Raw genomic sequence first — 19681 nt, forward strand, 5'->3', positions numbered from 1 at the left:
ACAGACCGTTATCCCCCCTTCTCCCAGTAGCCACAGAGGCTGGCATCAACCTTGCTAGTGTCCTGATATCCACATTTCAGGAGGTTCGCTGATGACTAACGCCTTAACCGACAGCCGCTATCGCTACCGTATTTTCGCCATGGTGTTCTTTATTGCGCTGATCAACTACGTCGATCGCGGCGCCCTGTCCTTTGCTGCCAATGATATCTCCCATGAATTCAACTTCAATAAAGCGCAACTGGGTGCCGTGCTGGGATATTTCGGGTTCGGCTATTTGTTTGGCTCATTGTGTGGGGGTTTTCTGGCCGATCGCATTGGCACCAAAAAAGTCTGGCTGATCGCCGGAGCCCTGTGGTCGCTGCTGGAGATCGCTACTGCCTGGGCTGGCGAATTGGGAGTGGCGCTGTTCGGGGGTTCGGCAATCATGGGTTTCGCCGCACTGCGTATCATGTTCGGCTTTGCCGAAGGCCCGGCCTATGCACTGATGAACAAAACCATCGCTAACTGGGCTCCACGCAAAGAACGGGGATTTTCTCTGGGCATCGGCCTACTGAGTACGCAAGTGGGTTCACTGCTGACAGCACCGCTAGCGGTGGGACTGCTGCTGCTAACCGATGACTGGCGCAGCATGTTTATTCTGCTGGGCCTGTTCTCGTTAATCGCCATTTTGCTGTTCGCCCGTTTCTTCGCCGACACGCCGCAGGAGCATCCTGAAGTTAACGCCGCCGAACTGGCGGCTATCCGTGCCGATCAGGAGGCCGATGACAATCAACCGCGTCTGCCATGGTGGGTTTTCTTTACCAACCGTACGCTGGTGTTTAACGCCCTGGGCTACTTCTCTTTCCTCTACGTCACCTTTGTGCTGGTCACTTGGGGGCCCAAATACCTTCAGGATACCTTTAACTACGATCTGCACTCTCTGTGGTATGTGGCAATGATTCCGTGGAGTGGTGCGTGTTTCACCGTGCTGCTCGGTGGTCGTATCGCCGATGCATTACTACGTCGCTTTGGTAACCTGCGGCTGGCGCGCAATCTGTTTGCTGCGATAACACTGCTGTTAACCGCCACCTGCTTCCTGCTCATCCCTTTTATGAGCACGCCAACCGAAATCATCCTGTTGATGACTTTAGGCAATGCGCTGAATGCACTGGTGAATAACGTGTATTGGTCGGTGGTGATCGACGTTACGCCAAAGGCTTCAGTAGGGGCTTACAGCGGCATGACGCTGGCGATTGCCAATATTGCCTCGATCACCGCGCCTATGTTGAGCGGTTGGTTGGCGCAACACCACGGCTATGGCGCGATGTTCTTCGCCACTGCCGTGGTGTCTTTTTGCAGCATGCTGTGCATGACGCTACTGCAGCCAGAAAGAAAGATAGGGGCCGACAGCACGCAACCAAACCATGGCAGCACGCAGCAACCCGCCAGATTATAACAACTCAGAATCGCGCACTGACACCGACGTTATACATAAACTGTTCGCCACTACTCAGCCCACCGGTCTGCGAAACGGTGGCGAACGCCGCGACTTGATCGGTCAGTGGCATATTCGCCCCCACCGTCACATCCACCCAATTTTTATCCTGGTTGGCACTGTCGCGGGTAAATGAAGTCTGCGTGGATTTTAGTCCACCGCCAGCCCGATAAACATCATCACCAAACTGATGTTGGTAACTCACTTCCGCATATGGGTTAAACAGGCCAAATTTGGTGTCCAGTCGCCAACCCAATGCGCCGATCTGCGAATGGTAAGTTTGGTCATTAAATCTCATCGCCGTGCTGTCGCTGCCGTCCTCGCTATAGCCGGAGACATTACTGTAATCCCAGGCAAACTGCGCCATCGGTCCCGTAGTCAGGTAAGAGGTGATTGGGAAGTCGTAACCGGTAGTCACACGAGCTCCCCACTGTTTACCGTCTGTGCTGCCGGTTTCAGTACGGGTCAGCGATCCAAGCTGCATACTACGGCGAATATCATCGTAATCCATCGTCGCATAGTGCAAATCAGCATTCACCCAACCGTGCTCAAACACGCTGAGAGAAGTAAAAGCAGAAAACAGCAGACCACGCGCTTTGTATTCATAGCGACTGGATGGTTGTTGATCATCATTGGAGCCAGAGATCAATGCACCGATCAGCCAGGCATCCGTCAGTTGGTAATCCACCCCGATCGTCAAATTATGGGTAGTGGCGTTGCCATCACCTGCCGCAAGATTGGAAGAGTAATCATAGTGTTGTCCGGCATAACCACCGAACACGCCCAAAGCCCCTTGCGGGTTATTATCGTTACTGCGCAACTGCTGGAAACGGCTGTCGAGGGTAGCGCGGCTGTCACGCGCCATGGCCGCTGTCGCCTGATTCAGCGCCACAACCTGCGCCGGGCCGTCCAGCACTGCCTGAATGTAATCGGCGATCAGTTGATGTGCCTGCGGGCTGGGGTGGAAATGGTCAGCGAACAAGTAGGACTGGCTACTGTCGAAACCAGGCATTGTCGAACTGCACACCGCAGAAGAGACACCCGGCGGGCAGGCCATGCCTGCGGTATTGGTGAAACCAAACTGCGCTGGGTTGGCAATCGCCTCACTAAACAGTTTATTCACGTCGACCCGAACGATATTACCGCTGCCCTGCGCCAGCAGACGATCTTCGCTCTGGTTATAAAAATCGGTAAGTTGCCCAGCCTGGGCACTCAGGCTGTCAAAAGCGGCAATCAACTGCGCGGCAATGGCCTGCTGTACCTGCGGGATTGCGCTGCCTTGTGCCGCTGCGGCAGTCAGGGCTTGGTGAATGGCCTGAGTCCGCGAGGCATTATCTGGCGTGGCCAATGAATTGAGCGTGGCATAAGCAGCCTGTACCGCAGCGTTTTGCACTGGGGTCAGCGCCTGCTGGATAATCAGCTCCATCAACTGCGGCGTAGAGCCAATATTCGGCACCGTCGGTACGATCACCGTGCCGGCGCCGGCATTCAACAGCGAGTGAACCTGCGCAGCCGCCGCAGCAGCACTGTTATAGGCTACCCCCGTCGCGGTTGTCGGGTTTAACGCCGCCGCCGCCAGATCGTTGCCGCCAATCCAGTGAATATACAGACCATCACCATCAGCCCGGCCATTGACCCGGTTGAGGTAGCTCTGTACCTGATCCTGAGTATTGTCTGCCGGATTGAGTGCCGGTACCGCGACACCACCACCCGCAGCGTAGTTATAACCGCCATCGTCTGAGGCCACTAACGCAGCACCAATTCGCTGTGCCAGCACTTCGTCATATAACTGATGCTTATTACTGTCGTAGGTAAAACGGCCATTGTTACCCGTGTCGCTCAGGCTGTCGCCAAAAACATAGAGCTGGTCATAGGCCTGCGCCGGGGTCGTCATACTGCATAATATCGCCACTGCAAGCACCGCTGGACGGGGCATGCACATTATTTTTAGAGGCATGAATAGACTCCTGAGAGCCAGCAAATGAAGGAAAATACGTTTTTATCATTGGCCTTTTTAATTGCCGGCCATTTAGTAAATATTGCTGGCTTTTTCGTCACGTCAAGCCGACTGATGATAAAACAATCATGGGCTTGCCAAGTTCACCACTTCGGGCGATGATTACTGTAGATAAATACAGCATAAGGACAGTCAGTATGGCCAGCGAACGTTGCGGTTGGGTGACGGCAGATCCGTTATACCTCGAGTATCACGACAAGGAATGGGGCGCACCAACCACCGATGCGCATGAACTGTTTGAAATGCTGTGCCTGGAAGGGCAACAGGCTGGCCTGTCCTGGATCACCGTGCTTAAAAAACGTGAGAATTACCGGCGGGCTTTCCACAATTTTGATCCGCAGCGGATAGCCGCCATGGACGAACAAGAAGTGGAAGCGCTGATGCAAAACAGCGGTATTATCCGCCACCGAGGTAAGCTCGAAGCCATCATCGCTAACGCCCGGGCCTACCTGGCAATGGAAGCGGCCGGTGAGGATTTTGTCACCTTTATCTGGGCATTTGTCGACGGCGAACCCCTGCTCAATAGCTGGCAAGAACTGGCCCAAGTGCCGGCGAAAACCGACCGGTCAGACGCCTTGTCCAAGGCGCTGAAAAAACGTGGCTTCAAATTTATCGGCTCCACCACCTGCTACGCCTTTATGCAAGCCAGCGGGCTGGTGAACGATCACCTGACAGGATGCCTCTGCTACCCAAAGCCGCAGTGATCCACCCTTGCCGTCCGGCCGATCTCGAACGGCTTATGGCCCTGTGGCTACCCAGCACTATCGCCGCCCATCCGTTCGTAAAAGAAAGCTATTGGCGGGAAAGCGAAACACTGGTGCGAGAAAACTATCTGCCACGAGCACATAGCTGGGCATATTGGCATGCGGGAGAGATCGCCGGGTTTATCAGTGTGCTGGATCAACGCTTCATTGGGGCGTTATTTGTTGAGCAAGCATTTCACGGCCATGGCGTCGCTCAGGCACTCATGGCGCACGTACAACAGCGCTATCCCCAGCTAAGCCTGGAAGTGTATCAGCAAAATCTGCGCGCCTGCGCGTTCTACCACAAGCAAGGTTTCCAGGTCACACAACGCCTGTTTAATGAAGAAACTCAAGCCTATACGTTGATCATGAACTGGGCATCCACAGTTTAAATTTTGTCACTTTTGGCTAAAAATGGCGCACTCCGCACCGAAGTGCGCTCAATTCAGAATCCGCTGCATGGTATTCCCCTGCTTTTTCCCGGATAACTGGCGCAGCCCGCTTGCTACTTATAATTTGTCACGTTTTTTTCCGGAACTGCTGGAGAGGATACGCGTCATAGTAGCGCCGCAGCTCGGTATACCGGGTTGCCAACGGCTTTTTTAGCGTCCCCCAGATTGGACTGACGCACACAGATTCTGATGCCAAAAAGGAAAAAATATGAATAAACGCATTGCGATTATTGCCGGCGCGGTGAGCATTGCGCTCACGCTGTCAGCCTGTACCACTAACCCGTACACCGGGGAATCTGAAGCCGGTAAATCCGGTATTGGCGCAGGGATCGGCGCGGCATTGGGCGCAGGCGTAGGCATGCTGTCCTCGTCGAAGAAAGATCGCGGCAAAGGTGCATTGATCGGCGCTGCGGCCGGTGCAGCATTGGGTGGCGGCGCAGGTTATTACATGGACGTGCAGGAAGCCAAACTGCGCGACAAAATGAAAGGCACCGGCGTTAGCGTTACCCGTCAGGGCGACAATATCGTGCTGAACATGCCGAACAATGTCACCTTCGACAGCAGCAGTGCCACCTTGAAACCGGCGGGCGCCAACACCCTGACCGGCGTGGCCATGGTGTTGAAGGAATACCCGAAAACGGCAGTTAACATCATCGGTTATACCGACAGCACCGGCTCCCGCGCCCTGAATATGACCCTGTCGCAACAACGTGCAGACGGCGTTGGTAGTGCGCTGATCACTCAGGGTGTGGCGGCAAACCGTATCCGTACTTCAGGTGCCGGTCCGGACAACCCGATCGCCTCCAACAGCACAGCAGAAGGCAAGGCGCAAAACCGCCGCGTTGAAATCACGCTCAGCCCACTGCAGTAATCTCGTGCGGGGTGTTATGCCCCGCCGTTTCTTATCCCCCGCAATCCTGACTGTCTCCCATTGAACATTCCCGGCTCCGTATCGGGTGTGTTAGTCTCCTTGGCAATTAACCACAGGGGAGATCGGCTGTGAGCAGTGTTAAGGCAATACGCGCCTCGGGGCGAGCCACCATTAGCGATGTGGCGAAAACCGCCAAGACAGGTAAAACCAGCGTGTCGCGCTATCTCAATGGTGAGCAGCACCTGCTTTCTGACGATCTCAAACAGCGTATTGAACAAGCAATCCACCAGCTCGACTATCGACCAAGCCAGATGGCACGCAGCCTGAAGGGCGGTCAAACCCGGCTGATTGGACTCATCATTGCTGATATCACCAATCCTTATTCGGTAGACGTGATGCGAGGCATCGAAGCGGCCTGCCGCCAGCACGGTTTTACCCTGTTAGTGTGTAACACCAACAATGAGGTCAATCAGGAACAGCACTACCTGCAACTGCTCAGCAGCTACCGGGTGGAGGGCATTGTGGTGAATGCCGTCGGCATGCGCGAAGAGGCCCTGTCGACACTGCAACAATCCATGCTGCCTATGGTGCTGATCGACCGCAAAATTCATGACTTCGCCTGTGACGTCGTAGGCCTCAATAACCACGAAGCGGCAACGATCGCCACGGAGCACCTTCTACAACAAGGGTTCGAAGCCATCCTGTTCCTCAGCGAACCGATCGGCACGGTGAACACCCGGCTGGAGCGGCTGCACGCTTTTAATCAAACCATGGCACAACATGCCGGATTATTGGCTGAACAGGCTGAAACGCCGCTTAACGACCTGAAGCAACTGGAAGACGTGCTCAGCAATTTTAATACTCGCCATCGCGGCATGCGCAAAGCGGTGATCTCCGCCAACGGCGCCCTGACCCTGCAGGTGGCACGTGCTATGCGTCGCCTGGGTATCCAGTGGGGTAGCGATATCGGCCTGTTGGGCTTTGACGAGTTGGAATGGGCCGAGTTGGCCGGTGTCGGCATCACCACCCTGAAACAACCCACCTATCAAATGGGCCATGCTGCGCTGGAACAACTGGTGCAACGCATTCAAGGCCTGGATACGCCAATCAGCGAACAAATGTTCCCCGGTGAGCTGATCGTACGCGGTTCCACCACCCGATAATCTCCCTTCTTTCCCGCAGGGGGGCACAGCCCATGGCGGCCCCCTGCACAGCTCGACTCAGACTATTTTTTACTCAGGTTCGTGATTGCGATCATATTTTTACACTCTGTCGCTTTCGCATGGAACCGGTACCATTTAACGTGTGGTTAACAGTATCGGTGGGACTAACACCACCTCAGGAGCAAAAATGACCAGAGAAATTATCATAGTGACCGGCGCCTACGGCACCGATACCGTTCAGCAGCTCGGTGGCCAGGCCGCTTTACTGCCGATCATCGCCGGTGCAGGTGCCGACGGCGTAGAAATTCGCCGCGAACTGTTTTCTGCTCAGGATCTACAGGCCCTGCCGGCTCTGGCTCAGGCCATTGGACAACAGCAACTGTTTGCCGTTTACTCCGCACCTGAAGCCCTGTTTACCCCACAGCACACTCTGAACCCAAACCTGGCGGCTCTGCTGGCGGAAGCCCAGACGTTGAATGCGCGCCAGTTAAAATTATCCTTGGGTCATTACCAACCGGGCTTCGATTTTACCGAATTGAAAGTGGCACTGGAGCAGCATCCGGTCAGCCTGGTGGTGGAAAATGACCAGACCCCGGACTGCGGCATTCTGTCACTGCTGAATGCCTTTTTCCACGCTGCAGAAGATAACCGTCTGCCGGTCAGCATGACTTTCGATATGGCCAACTGGCACTGGGTGGGGCAAGACGCCTTCGCCGCCGCCGAACGTCTGGCTCGCCACGTTAGCTATGTCCACGTTAAAGCCGCAACCCATGGTCTACGCGGTTGGCGCGCCGTAGCGCTGGACGACAGCGATGGCAGTTGGCGTGATCTGCTGACCCACTTACCACTGGATGTACCACGCGGCATTGAGTTCCCATTGCAAGGCGACAACCTGGAAGACGTCACCCGCTACTACGTTAACCTTCTGCGTGCGGAGTAAACACCATGACCATGCTAACAGCCACGCATAACGGGCAATTGGATGTCGTCACGCTGGGTGAAGCCATGGCGATGTTCGTGGCAACACAAACCGGTGATCTGGCGGACGTGGAAACCTTCACCAAACGCATTGCAGGGGCAGAGCTGAATGTGGCGATCGGCCTTGCACGTCTGGGGCTGAACGTTGGCTGGGTCAGCCGCGTCGGCAACGATACTTTTGGTCGTTTCACCCTGCAACAGCTGAAAAAAGAAGGCATTAACGCCCAGCAGGTTAGCGTAGACGGCAATTACCCGACCGGCTTTCAGATCAAATCTAAAACCACCGATGGTACCGATCCCAGTGTGGAGTATTTCCGCAAAGGCTCGGCGGCCAGCCACCTGTCGGTCGACGATTTCAACCGCGAATACTTTGGTTCCGCTCGCCATCTGCACCTGAGCGGCGTAGCGGCAGCCCTGTCCGGTCAGTCGCTGGCGCTGTGTCACCATGCCGCGCGGGAGATGCGTGCGATGGGCAAAACCATTTCGTTCGACCCTAATTTACGTCCGGTGCTGTGGTCCAGCCAGCAAGTGATGATCGAGCAATTGAATAAATTGGCGCTTGCCGCCGACTGGGTGTTGCCGGGGCTGAAAGAAGGACAAATCCTCACAGGCCAATCAACCCCAGAAGGCATTGCCGATTTTTACCTGGAACGCGGCGTGCAGGCCGTGATCATCAAAACCGGCCCGGACGGCGCCTGGTTTAAAACCGCCGCCGGCGACCAGGCGGCTGTAGCTGCTATTAAAGTCGACAACGTGGTGGACACCGTGGGGGCAGGCGACGGTTTTGCCGTCGGCACCCTTAGCGCCCTGCTGGAAGGCAAAACGCTGAAACAGGCGGTTCAACGCGGTAACAAAATCGGCTCGCTGGCGATCCAGGCCATCGGTGACAGCGAAGGTTTGCCGACCCGCGCGGCACTGGCTGAATAAATATAACAAACATAATCGGTTAACCGACTTCTCCACATGACGTGTACCTCTGGCCCTACAACCAGGACCCGTTGAGAGAACACTGAGGAATCTGAACATGAACAAAGCGACTATCGCGGCTAAACGCTGGTGGTACATCATGCCCATCGTGTTTATCACCTACAGCCTGGCCTATCTCGACCGCGCCAACTTCAGCTTTGCTTCGGCCGCCGGCATTAATGACGATCTGGGCATCACCAAAGGCATGTCATCGCTGCTGGGCGCGCTGTTTTTCCTCGGCTATTTCTTTTTCCAGATCCCCGGCGCTATCTATGCCGAACGCCGCAGCGTTAAAAAACTGATTTTCTGGTGCCTGATCCTGTGGGGAGCCTGTGCCTCGCTGACCGGCATGGTCAGTAATATCCCCATGCTGGCCGCTATCCGCTTTATCCTCGGCGTGGTGGAAGCCGCGGTCATGCCGGCAATGCTGATTTACATCAGCAACTGGTTCACCAAATCAGAACGCTCACGCGCCAATACCTTTTTGATCCTCGGCAACCCGGTAACGGTGCTGTGGATGTCGGTGGTTTCCGGCTACCTGATCCACGCCTACGGCTGGCGTGAAATGTTTATCTTTGAAGGCATTCCGGCGGTGATCTGGGCCTTCTGCTGGTGGGTGCTGGCCAAAGACAAACCCGCGCAGGCCAAATGGCTGAGCGACAATGAAAAGCAGGCGTTGCAGCAGCAGCTGGAAGAAGAACAAAAAGGCATTAAAGCGGTGCGTAACTACGGTGAAGCCTTCCGCTCACGCAACGTTATTCTGCTGTGCGCACAGTATTTTGCCTGGAGTATTGGTGTGTACGGTTTCGTGCTGTGGTTGCCTTCCATCCTGCGCAGCGGCATGCAGATGGGTATGGTGGAAGCCGGCTGGCTGTCGGCGGTGCCTTATCTGGCGGCGACTATCGCCATGATCCTAGTGTCCTGGGCTTCCGATAAAATGCAAAATCGTAAGCTGTTCGTCTGGCCACTGTTGCTGATTGGCGCGCTGGCTTTCTTCGGCTCTTACGCCGTCGGCGCCAACCATTTCTGGGTCTCTTACACTCTGTTGGTGATTGCCGGTGCCGCCATGTATGCCCCTTATGGGCCTTTCTTCGCCATCATTCCTGAAATGCTGCCGAAAAACGTCGCCGGTGGCGCTATGGCACTGATCAACAGCATGGGTGCGCTGGGCTCCTTCTTCGGCTCGTGGTTTGTCGGTTACCTGAACGGCGCTACCGGTAGCCCGGCAGCTTCTTATATGTTTATGGCCATTGCCCTGCTGGCAGCGGTTGTGCTGACGCTGGTAGTCAAGCCCGCTCGCAACGAGGCCCAACCACAGCTGGCTTAGTCTCGTTATAATTTATTTTTTGTTGAATATACCCAATAGATTTCAGGCTGCAGCTAGGCGACAAACGAACTTCCCCCAGGCGCTTACTTAAGTAAGTAACTGGGGGAAGTTCGAGCAGTTAACAACGCTGCAGTCTGAAAGACGAAGGGTATTGCTGGAGTTCGTGATGAAGCCTTCTATCGTTTTATACAAAAACATCCCTGCCGACCTGCGTGAACGACTGGAACAGCACTTCACCGTGCACGCCTTCGACGGCCTGACCCCGGATAACCGCGATGAGCTGCGCCAGGCGTTGCAACAGACGGAAGGGATCATCGGTTCCGGCGGCAAAATTGATGAGGCCTTCCTGCAACAGGCACCAAAACTGCGTGCGGCCTCAACCATTTCCGTCGGTTACGATAATTTCGACGTCGACGCGCTTAATGCTCATAACGTGCTGCTGATGCATACCCCCACCGTGCTGACCGAAACCGTCGCCGATACCATCATGAGTTTGGTGCTGGCGACAGCGCGCCGGGTGGTGGAAGTGGCTGAGCGGGTGAAAGCCGGCGAGTGGCAAGGCAGTATCGGGGCGGACTGGTTTGGCGTCGACGTGCACCATAAAACCATCGGCATTCTCGGTATGGGCCGTATCGGCCTGGCACTGGCGCAACGTGCACACTTCGGTTTTGGTATGCCGGTGCTGTACAACGCGCGCCGTACCCATGAAGAGGCCGAACAACGCTTTAACGCTCGCCGTTGTGATCTGGACACTCTGTTGGCCGAATCCGATTTTATCTGCATTACGCTGCCGCTGACTGATGAAACCTTCCATATGATCAGCCGTGACCAATTGGCGAAGATGAAAAAGAGCGGCATTTTGATCAATGCTGGCCGTGGTCCCGTCGTAGATGAAGCGGCACTGATCGAAGCACTGCAAAACGGAACCATCCACGCAGCCGGGCTGGACGTGTTTGAAAAAGAACCACTGCCGGTATCTTCGCCGCTGCTGTCGCTGCCAAACGTGGTGGCACTGCCGCATATCGGTTCTGCAACCCATGAGACTCGCTATGGCATGGCCGAATGTGCCGTCGACAACCTGATTGCCGCACTGACCGGCACGGTAACTGAAAACTGCGTTAATCCTCAGCTACTGAAAAAATAGTCATGATGGGTGGGGTTTCCCCGCCCATTTTCTTCCACTTATCTCCCCCTTCCTTCTCCTCCCAGAAAATAACCTGTTGGGATGAGGCGATCTTTTCAGCATTTGTCACACTGGGCATTACCCTACAATAAAAACGCTTCCTGCCACGCGTACGGAGAGCTATGAAAAATCTAACCCTACCCTTATTGATGCTGCTGTCACCGGCTGCCATGGCAAGCTGGACACTGCAAAGCTTCCCGGTGTTTGATGAATCCACCAGCGGCTTATTCACCAGCCACGCCACACTGCCCAAAGGCGAACTGCCACTGAAAATTTACCAAGGCCAACAGTGCTGGCAACCCACCACGGCGGCCAAGCTGAATCAAACACTGTCGTTACAACCTTGCGGCGACAGTCCATCGATCAACTGGCGACTTTTCCGCGCCGGTGAATACCAGGTGCGCATAGACACCCGCAGTGGCACACCAACATTACAGCTCAGCCTAAACACCGAGCCGGAAACTGCCGCCACGTCGGTGACACACACCTGTCAGCGTTGGGACGGCAAACCCGTTACCCTCGACGTGGCAGCCACCTTCGCCGAAGGCGAAACGGTACGTGATTTCTATTCCGGCCAAACGGTAAAAGTCAGCCAAGGAAAAGTCACCCTGCTACCCGCAGATGGCAGCGGAGGACTGCTGTTGCTGGAATCTGCCGACAACGAGAAGCCCGCACCTTTCAACTGGCACAACGCCACGGTCTATTTCGCCCTCACCGATCGCTTCGAGAACGGTAACCCTGCCAACGATCACAGTTATGGCCGTCGCAGTGACGGCATGCAGGAAATAGGTACCTTTCACGGCGGCGATCTGGCTGGCCTGACGCAAAAATTGGATTATCTACAACAACTCGGCGTCAACGCGCTGTGGATCAGTTCACCACTGGAGCAGATCCACGGTTGGGTCGGCGGCGGCACCAAGGGTGACTTCCCGCATTACGCCTATCACGGCTACTACGCGCTGGACTGGACCCGGCTCGATGCCAACATGGGCAACGAGCAAGATCTGCGTACGCTGGTTGAGCAGGCACACCAACGGGGTATCCGCATTCTGTTCGACGTGGTGGTGAACCACGTCGGTTACGCCACCCTGGCGGATATGCAGACCTTTCAGTTCGGCTCGCTGTATCTGAAGGGAGCAGAAATAGAAAAAACACTGGGTAAGAATTGGGGAGATTGGCGGCCGGGGGCAGGACAAAACTGGCACAGTTTCAACGATTATATCAACTTCAGCGACAAGGCCGGCTGGAGTCACTGGTGGGGCAAGAATTGGATCCGTACCGATATCGGCAACTATGACGCCCCGGGCTATGACGATTTCACCATGTCGCTGGCCTTCCTCCCGGACATCAAAACTGAAGCACCTGGCGTCAGTGGTTTACCGCTGTTTTATCGCCATAAACCCGACACTGCTGCGCGCGAAATTCCCGGAGCCACCACCCGTGACTACTTGACCATTTGGCTCAGCCAATGGGTACGCGACTACGGCATCGACGGCTTCCGTGTCGACACCGCCAAACACGTAGAGAAACCGACGCTGGCGCTACTGAAACAGCGTGCCACGGCAGCGCTGGCTGAGTGGAAAGCCGCTCATCCGCTACAGGCACTGGATAACGCCCCATTCTGGATGACCGGTGAAGCCTGGGGCCATGGCGTCATGAAAAGTGACTACTACCAGAATGGCTTCGACGCGATGATTAATTTTGATTTCCAGGACCAGGCGTCACAGGCGCTGAGCTGCTTTTCCAGCATCGACGCCACCTACCAACAGATGGCCGACAAACTTCAGGATTTCAACGTATTAAGTTATATCTCTTCGCACGATACCCGGCTGTTTTTTGCCAGTGATGCCAAAGGGTCGCTGGCGTTGCAGCAGCGCGCCGCCGATCTGCTGCTGCTAGCCCCCGGCGCGGTGCAAATTTACTACGGTGATGAAAGTGGCCGTCAACTTGGCCCGAGCGGTTCAGACCCGTTGCAGGGCACGCGTTCCGATATGAACTGGAATGAGCTACTGGGCGACAAAGCCCCACTGTTAGCGCACTGGCAGCGGCTGGGTCAATTCCGCGCCCGCCACCCGGCAATCGGTGCGGGTAACCAGCTGTCGCAACAGACCGCGCAATACTACGCCTTCAGCCGTCGGCTTGGCGACGATAGGGCTATGGTGGTGTGGGTCGGCGATCGGTCACATTAATTCAGATAAATATGCTGAGAAATAACCATCGGGCAAAGTTAACTCCCGGTGGTTATTTTATGAGCCGCATTGCGCCGGAAATTGTCAGGCGGTATGGTGGGGAATTACCTGCTAAAAACAATACAGCTGCACCTATGACTTTTTCACTTTTCGGCGACAAATTTACCCGTTACGCGGGCATTACCCGTTTAATGGATGACCTGAACGAAGGCCTGCGCACCCCCGGTGCCATCATGCTCGGCGGCGGTAATCCCGCGCAAATTCCAGAGATGGAAAGCTACTTTAAGCAACTGTGCCAGGACATGCTCGACCAGGGCAAACTGACCGAGGCACTGTGTAACTATGATGGCCCGCAGGGCAAAGACGCCCTGCTGAAAGCACTGGCCAATTTGCTGCACGATGAACTCGGCTGGCAGATCTCTCCACAGAATATTGCACTGACAAACGGCAGTCAGAGCGCGTTTTTCTACTTGTTTAACCTATTTGCCGGGCGCTATGCCGACGGCAGCCGCCGCCGCGTGCTGTTCCCGCTAGCCCCAGAATATATCGGTTATGCCGATGCAGGGTTGGACGAGGGCCTGTTTGTTTCGGCCAAACCCAATATCGAACTGCTGCCAGAAGGCCAATTCAAGTATCACGTTGATTTCGAACATCTGAATATTGGCGACGATATCGGCATGATCTGTGTGTCGCGCCCCACTAACCCAACCGGTAACGTAATCACCGACGAAGAGCTGATGAAGCTCGACCTGCTGGCGCAACAGCGCAATATTCCACTGGTGATCGATAACGCCTATGGCGTGCCGTTCCCTGGCATTATCTTCAGCGACGCAACGCCGCTGTGGAACCCTAACATTATTCTGTGCATGAGCCTGTCGAAACTCGGCCTACCCGGTTCGCGCTGCGGCATTGTGATCGCCGATGAAAAGACCATCAGCGCCCTGACCAACATGAACGGCATCATTAGCCTGTCCCCGGGCAGTATAGGCCCGGCAATGGCGACAGAAATGATCGAACGTGGCGACCTGCTGCGTTTGTCCAACGAGGTGATCCGTCCGTTCTACAAACAGCGTGTCGAGCACACTATCGAGATCATTCGCCGCTACCTGTCACCAGAGCGCTGTCTGATCCACAAACCGGAAGGGGCAATTTTCCTCTGGTTGTGGTTTAAGGACCTGCCGATCACTACCGAATTGCTTTACCAACGCCTGAAAAAACGTGGTGTGCTGATGGTTCCAGGGCATTACTTCTTCCCGGGGCTGGAGCATGAATGGCCGCATACCCACCAGTGCATGCGGATGAACTACGTGCCGGATCCGGAGAAGATTGAGCGCGGCGTGGCAATACTGGCGGAAGAGATCGAACGCGCTCACCAAGAAGCGAACTGATCATAACGATGGGGCGCACATGCGCCCCATCGTCTTATATTGCCCAGAATAACACCGCCAGCAACTGCGGTGACATGATGCGCAGGAACATCGCCAACGGATAAACCGTGGCATAGGACAGCGCAGCAGCGCCGCTGGTCGGGTGCAAGCCGTTAGCGAAGGCCAGCGCCGGGGGATCGGTCATTGACCCCGCCAGCATGCCAGACAGCGTCAGATAGTTCATCTTGCCCACCGTTCGCGCCAGTACGCCCACGCTAAACAGAGGAATCGCGGTAATCAGCGCGCCATAACCAATCCATGCCAGCCCTTCGCCATTAATCAGCGTATCGACAAAGTTACCGCCCGACTTCAGCCCGACCACCGCCAGAAACAGCACGATCCCCAGTTCCCGCAACGCCAGATTGGCACTGGGCGGCATAAACCAGTACAGCTTGCCGATGCTGCCGATACGCCCAAGGATCAGCGCCGCCACCAGCGGGCCACCGGCCAGCCCCAGACGCAATGCCGCCGGGAAACCCGGTATAAACAGCGGGATAGATCCCAACAGCACGCCCAGACCAATACCGATAAACACCGGCAGCATTTGCACCTGCTGGAGCTTCTGCTGGGCGTTGCCGACAATCGCCGCCACCGCCTCGATAGATTCGGGCCGCCCCACCAGGTTGAGGATGTCACCAAATTGCAGCGTCACATTGCTGCCGGCGACCAATTCAACCCCAGAGCGGTTGAGCCGTGAGATCACCACGTCGTATTTTTGCTTCAGGTTCAGATCGCGGATTTTACTGCCCAACACCTTTTCATTAGTCACTACCGCTCTCACCACCTGTAGCTCTGTACCGCGCGTTGACAGCGAGACGTCGACCTCTTCGCCAATCACCAGCCGGGCATTTTCCAGGCTTTCTCGTTTGCCCACCAGGTGCAGATAATCGCCCAGTTCAAGTTTCTCAAGCGGCGCCGGCACCATCAGTAAATCACCACGTTTCAAGCGTGAACAGATGATGTCCTCACCATTGAGCAGCGGTACATTTTTGATAGCCATCCCCTGCAGGTTAGGGTTGCGTACTGCCACGTTCATGGTATGCAGCAGCTCACGCTGGTTGCCCAGGCTGCTTTCAAACGCCTGCGCCTCTTGCTCGATATTAATGCGGAAAAACAGGCGTATCAGCCACATCACCAATAAAATGCCGCAGATACCAAACGGATAGGCCATGGCGTAACCCATCCCCATCCGATCAACCATTGCAGGGTCTGACCCTAAATCGGTAAGAATTTGCTGCCCGGCGCCGAGTGCGGGGGTATTGGTGACAGCCCCGGAGAACACGCCGAGAATGATCGGCAGTGGTACAGCAAACAGTTTGTGAACCACCGCCGCGACGAGCCCACCAACCAGCACCAGTAAAATGGCGAAGCCGTTGAGCCGCAGCCCGGACACCCGCAACGAAGAGAAGAAACCAGGACCGACCTGAATACCAATGGTGTAAACGAACAGGATCAGGCCGAATTCCTGAATAAAATGCAACATGTCGCCATTAAGATTAAGCTGCCAGCTCTGGGCGAAATGCCCAACGATGATACCGCCGAATAGCACCCCACCAATACCCAGTCCTACCCCGTAGATCTTCCAATTACCCATCCACAGCCCGAGAACGGCCACCAACGCCAACATACTGACGGTCAGGGCGATTTCGCTCATTGGTCACATCCTTGCCAGAAGTTTAACAACCGGTTTTGCGGTTAAATACGCACAATTAACAGGGATTTTGGCATAAGCGGGAAGGCACGACTGTGGGGTGCACCACAGAATGCAACGGGGGAAGCCCGTTTGGACTTCCCCCGTATAATTTAGCTGTTTTTCAGTCGGTTATTTTGATTCCAACCCCGGCGTGGTGCCGATAGCAATACGCTGTGGTTGCAGGGCTTCTGGAACCTGACGCACCAGATCGATATGCAGAAGGCCGTTTTCAAACTGGGCCTCTGACACCTGCAAATGCTCAGCCAGGGTGAAGGTCAACGTGAACTCTTTACACACCAGCCCTTGGTGCAGATATTCCACCTGTTTTTCTGGCGGTGTTGGTTTGCCGCGCACAGTCAGGCGTGGGCCTTCAACCTCAATATCCAGCTCACTTTGTTTGAACCCGGCCAGCGCCAGAGAAATGCGGTAATGGTTGTCGTCGCTTTTCTCGATGTTGTAAGGCGGGAAACCTTGCGGCTCCTGACCGCCCATTGAGCTTGCCAGTTTGTCAAAACCAATCCACTGACGCAGCAGCGGGGATAAATCGTAATTACGCATAGTATAAACTCCTTCTATGAAGCGAGATTTTACCCGTCGTCTTTCAAGCTACTGTGTTGTTACCTGCACTCATTCATCCCAGTCACTTATCAAGATAAGCGCAGTGGGTTAAATGAGCGGGCCCCTTACTGTACTTGAAATTCATAGGGTAAATTAAGCAGTGCCCCCTGACGGCAGGCACGTTAACTAACATTCATTACACCGGCGGTTCATTCCGCCGATGAAATAAGAATTATTTAATTTCTATCCGGCGCGGTTTTAATGTTTCTGGAACAATTCGTTCCATATCTATATACAACAAACCGTTTTCCAGCTTGGCGCCTTTAATTTTGATATGCTCGGCCAACTGGAATTTACGTTCAAAGTTCCGCTCAGCAATACCTTGATATAAGTAGGTTCTTTCCGCAGGTTCATTATTATGGGCGCCGCGTACAATCAGCAGATTATCTTGGGTAGTGATTTCCAGCTCCTGCTCGGCAAACCCAGCTACCGCGATCGCGATGCGGTAATGATTTTCATCCACCAGCTCAACATTATAAGGAGGATAGCCGCCATTACCCTGGCTCTGACCCGCCTCCAACGCATTAAATAAACGGTCAAAACCAATTGCGGAACGGTAGAGTGGAGAAAGATCGAAATTACGCATAAAACAGCCTCCTAAGGCACTTCAGCGAGGTTGAATAATTAAGCCTTCCATCATGGACAGGCTAAATAATCAGAATTCCCTTACGGCGAATTCTTAATTTGCTTCTGATAAGAAAATGGGGGTGGCTTTCACCATTTCAACCGCTGATGATCAAAAAAATGATAATCAGTGCAGCGAAAGTTTTTTTATCCCTTACAATAAACTGAGACGGCCGCCACAGAGCGGGCTCTTGCTCCTTTTAAAACATCCACAAGATGTTATAGATCAGCTGATTTTGGGGAACAGCACCCTGCAGGATGGAATAATGAAAACGATAAGAGTCATAGCAACCAGTTGCATGCTGTTAGCGACCAACGGCTGCTCCAGCGTGATGAGCCACACCGGCCCGAATCAGGGCTATTATCCGGGTACCCGTGCCAGCATGGATGTGCTGAGGGACGACAATACCAGTTGGGCGATGATGCCACTGGTGGCGCTGGATCTGCCATTCTCGGCGGTGATGGACACGGTGTTACTGCCTTACGACTATATGCGCTCCGGCAGTGACGGTACCGCAGACTCGCCAAGAGCGCGCATCTTGCATGGCGAAGAGCAGAATCTGGCCGCCAGCGGCGATCCTGCCCACGCAGCCGCCACCACCCCACATTAACGTATCAGACGCGGGCCACGCGCCCGCGGTTGATTACAGCTCAACCACAAAAATCTGGCTGAATCCGTCAATCTCACGCATAAACGCCACTTTGCTACCGTCCGGTGAGAACACAATAGCGTCCCCCGAAGGCGGCAGCGCAGTACGCTGTGTCAGGCGTTGCATACGGCCACTGGCGACCTCACATAGCATCAGGCTGTTATCACACACCAATGCGATCCTGCCCCCCTGTGGGTGCCAACTAAACGCCGATTGAATACCCTGTTCACCATGAGTGACCTGCCGCGGGTCACCGCCGTTGGGTGAGACAACCCACAACTGTACGACACCCGCATCATCCTTCATCAGACAGGCAATCATACTGCCATCGGGTGAGCTGCGCAGCCAGTGGCGGGGAGTCGTCACCACACCAGGGAAACGTCGCTGTCCGGTAAACGTCAGTCGCCGTTGGCGTATTCCCAACGGCGGTGCAGGTAAATGCCGTGCAGTGCCCTGTAGCGGCCTGGCTCCGGCTTTGGCGTAATCGGCATCATCCTGTGGCAAATCAACAATGAAAACCTCAGGCAACTTCTCACCACTACTGGAAAGTGTATCGCCGATAAATGCCAGCGCCCAACGCTGTTGCCGCCCATCGGATCGGGTATAACCACGTTGACCTATCCAGCCTTCTTCATAGGCACGGTTGATCTGGTCACTGCCTGGCTGCGGCTGCGGTGTCGTCTCGCTCACCAATACACAGTAATGGCTGCCATCATATTCACGCGGATGCTGCTTGGGAGGATTCACGCCCTGTAATGGCACGGCTACACCCACGTTGCGCAGATCCAGCGCCGGGTCCAGCTCATGCATCACATGGTCATTATAAGTAAAGCTCAGGCGGCTACCGTCCGGGCTAAAGACATGCACGTGAGTGCCGCCGCGCAGTGCGCCGGGAGTATAGGGCGCGGTAATATCCATCGCATCGAGGGTTATGGCCAACTCACGATCCGGCTCGCTGACGATCACCCCGCGACGGTGGTGAAAATCATAATGCCAAACGCTGTCCGGATACTCTGGGCCGTGAATAAAGGCATAGCGAGCTGGTGCATCCGGACTGACGGTCACCACACCAACATGAGCGCCGTGTTGTGCGCGATAGACCACCTCTACCACGCCGCTCTCTACGTTCACCCGCTCAATACTCAAGCCAGTAAATGAAGCACCATTCGGGCGTACGTCGTAAGCCAACCACTGGCTATCCGGCGTCCAGACGTTAATGTTGGTTAACTGATGTCCACGTGGATCAAAAGTCAGCTGTTGTTCCCGATGGCTCATGGCGGCTCTCCTGCATAGGCTGGTACTGAAC

At 55.0% G+C, this 19681-nt stretch carries 17 protein-coding genes; 12 read left to right on the forward strand and 5 right to left on the reverse strand.

Going from position 1 to position 19681, the window contains the following annotated elements:
- Nucleotides 1-91 precede the first annotated feature (91 nt).
- Nucleotides 92-1435, forward strand: a complete 1344-nt coding sequence (locus SGR01S_RS18355) for an MFS transporter (protein ID WP_061808224.1) — start codon at nt 92-94, stop codon at nt 1433-1435.
- 4 nt (nt 1436-1439) lie between these two features.
- Here SGR01S_RS18355 and SGR01S_RS18360 read toward each other — a convergent pair whose 3' ends face one another.
- The gene (locus SGR01S_RS18360) at nt 1440-3431 is read right to left on the reverse strand and encodes an autotransporter outer membrane beta-barrel domain-containing protein (protein ID WP_061808225.1); all 1992 of its coding nucleotides are present in this window, start codon (nt 3429-3431) and stop codon (nt 1440-1442) included.
- A 197-nt stretch (nt 3432-3628) separates the two neighbouring features.
- Here SGR01S_RS18360 and SGR01S_RS18365 point away from each other — a divergent pair, with 197 nt between their 5' ends.
- The 10 genes from SGR01S_RS18365 (at nt 3629) to SGR01S_RS18410 (ending at nt 14751) form a co-directional block, all read left to right on the forward strand.
- On the forward strand, nt 3629-4195 hold the full coding sequence (locus SGR01S_RS18365; protein WP_061808226.1) for a DNA-3-methyladenine glycosylase I: 567 nt from the start codon (nt 3629-3631) through the stop codon (nt 4193-4195).
- Entirely contained in the window at nt 4168-4626 is a 459-nt protein-coding gene (locus SGR01S_RS18370) for an N-acetyltransferase (protein ID WP_061808227.1), read from the forward strand. The genes SGR01S_RS18365 and SGR01S_RS18370 overlap by 28 nt, the downstream gene beginning before the upstream one ends.
- Nucleotides 4627-4894: 268 nt before the next feature.
- On the forward strand, nt 4895-5557 hold the full coding sequence (locus SGR01S_RS18375; RefSeq protein ID WP_037421151.1) for an OmpA family lipoprotein: 663 nt from the start codon (nt 4895-4897) through the stop codon (nt 5555-5557).
- A gap of 128 nt (nt 5558-5685) precedes the next feature.
- Complete coding sequence (locus SGR01S_RS18380) at nt 5686-6720, forward strand: LacI family DNA-binding transcriptional regulator (RefSeq protein WP_082797640.1); 1035 nt, start codon at nt 5686-5688, stop codon at nt 6718-6720.
- 187 nt (nt 6721-6907) lie between these two features.
- Nucleotides 6908-7660 (forward strand): sugar phosphate isomerase/epimerase family protein, encoded by a 753-nt coding sequence (locus SGR01S_RS18385; RefSeq protein WP_061808228.1) that lies wholly within the window; start codon nt 6908-6910, stop codon nt 7658-7660.
- A 5-nt stretch (nt 7661-7665) separates the two neighbouring features.
- Nucleotides 7666-8625: a sugar kinase gene (locus SGR01S_RS18390; RefSeq protein ID WP_061808229.1), complete on the forward strand. Its 960-nt coding sequence runs from the start codon at nt 7666-7668 to the stop codon at nt 8623-8625.
- 97 nt (nt 8626-8722) lie between these two features.
- On the forward strand, nt 8723-9991 hold the full coding sequence (locus SGR01S_RS18395; RefSeq protein WP_017891160.1) for an MFS transporter: 1269 nt from the start codon (nt 8723-8725) through the stop codon (nt 9989-9991).
- A gap of 166 nt (nt 9992-10157) precedes the next feature.
- On the forward strand, nt 10158-11135 hold the full coding sequence (ghrB, locus tag SGR01S_RS18400) for a glyoxylate/hydroxypyruvate reductase GhrB (protein WP_061808230.1): 978 nt from the start codon (nt 10158-10160) through the stop codon (nt 11133-11135).
- Between the two features lie 161 nt (nt 11136-11296).
- The gene (locus SGR01S_RS18405) at nt 11297-13363 is read left to right on the forward strand and encodes an alpha-amylase (protein WP_061808231.1); all 2067 of its coding nucleotides are present in this window, start codon (nt 11297-11299) and stop codon (nt 13361-13363) included.
- Between the two features lie 134 nt (nt 13364-13497).
- Entirely contained in the window at nt 13498-14751 is a 1254-nt protein-coding gene (locus SGR01S_RS18410) for a valine--pyruvate transaminase (RefSeq protein WP_061808256.1), read from the forward strand.
- Nucleotides 14752-14785: 34 nt separating this feature from the next.
- On the opposite strand, the gene SGR01S_RS18415 is transcribed toward SGR01S_RS18410, so the two are convergent.
- The 3 genes from SGR01S_RS18415 to ibpA all read right to left on the reverse strand — a co-directional run bounded on the left by SGR01S_RS18415 (nt 14786) and on the right by ibpA (nt 17687).
- Entirely contained in the window at nt 14786-16444 is a 1659-nt protein-coding gene (locus SGR01S_RS18415) for a putative transporter (protein ID WP_061808232.1), read from the reverse strand.
- Nucleotides 16445-16612: 168 nt separating this feature from the next.
- On the reverse strand, nt 16613-17041 hold the full coding sequence (gene ibpB, locus SGR01S_RS18420; protein WP_037421171.1) for a small heat shock chaperone IbpB: 429 nt from the start codon (nt 17039-17041) through the stop codon (nt 16613-16615).
- Nucleotides 17042-17273: 232 nt separating this feature from the next.
- Nucleotides 17274-17687, reverse strand: coding sequence for a small heat shock chaperone IbpA (gene ibpA / locus SGR01S_RS18425; RefSeq protein ID WP_037421174.1), 414 nt, complete (start codon nt 17685-17687; stop codon nt 17274-17276).
- Between the two features lie 304 nt (nt 17688-17991).
- Here ibpA and SGR01S_RS18430 point away from each other — a divergent pair, with 304 nt between their 5' ends.
- Nucleotides 17992-18336 (forward strand): YceK/YidQ family lipoprotein, encoded by a 345-nt coding sequence (locus SGR01S_RS18430; RefSeq protein WP_061808257.1) that lies wholly within the window; start codon nt 17992-17994, stop codon nt 18334-18336.
- Between the two features lie 33 nt (nt 18337-18369).
- Here the strand turns inward: SGR01S_RS18430 and SGR01S_RS18435 are convergent, their stop codons facing one another.
- A complete protein-coding gene (locus SGR01S_RS18435) occupies nt 18370-19650 on the reverse strand; it encodes a YidR family protein (RefSeq protein ID WP_037421177.1) in 1281 nt (426 codons plus the stop codon).
- Nucleotides 19651-19681 lie beyond the last annotated feature (31 nt).

This window comes from Serratia grimesii NBRC 13537 (assembly GCF_001590905.1).
Taxonomy (GTDB): Bacteria; Pseudomonadota; Gammaproteobacteria; order Enterobacterales; family Enterobacteriaceae; genus Serratia; species Serratia grimesii.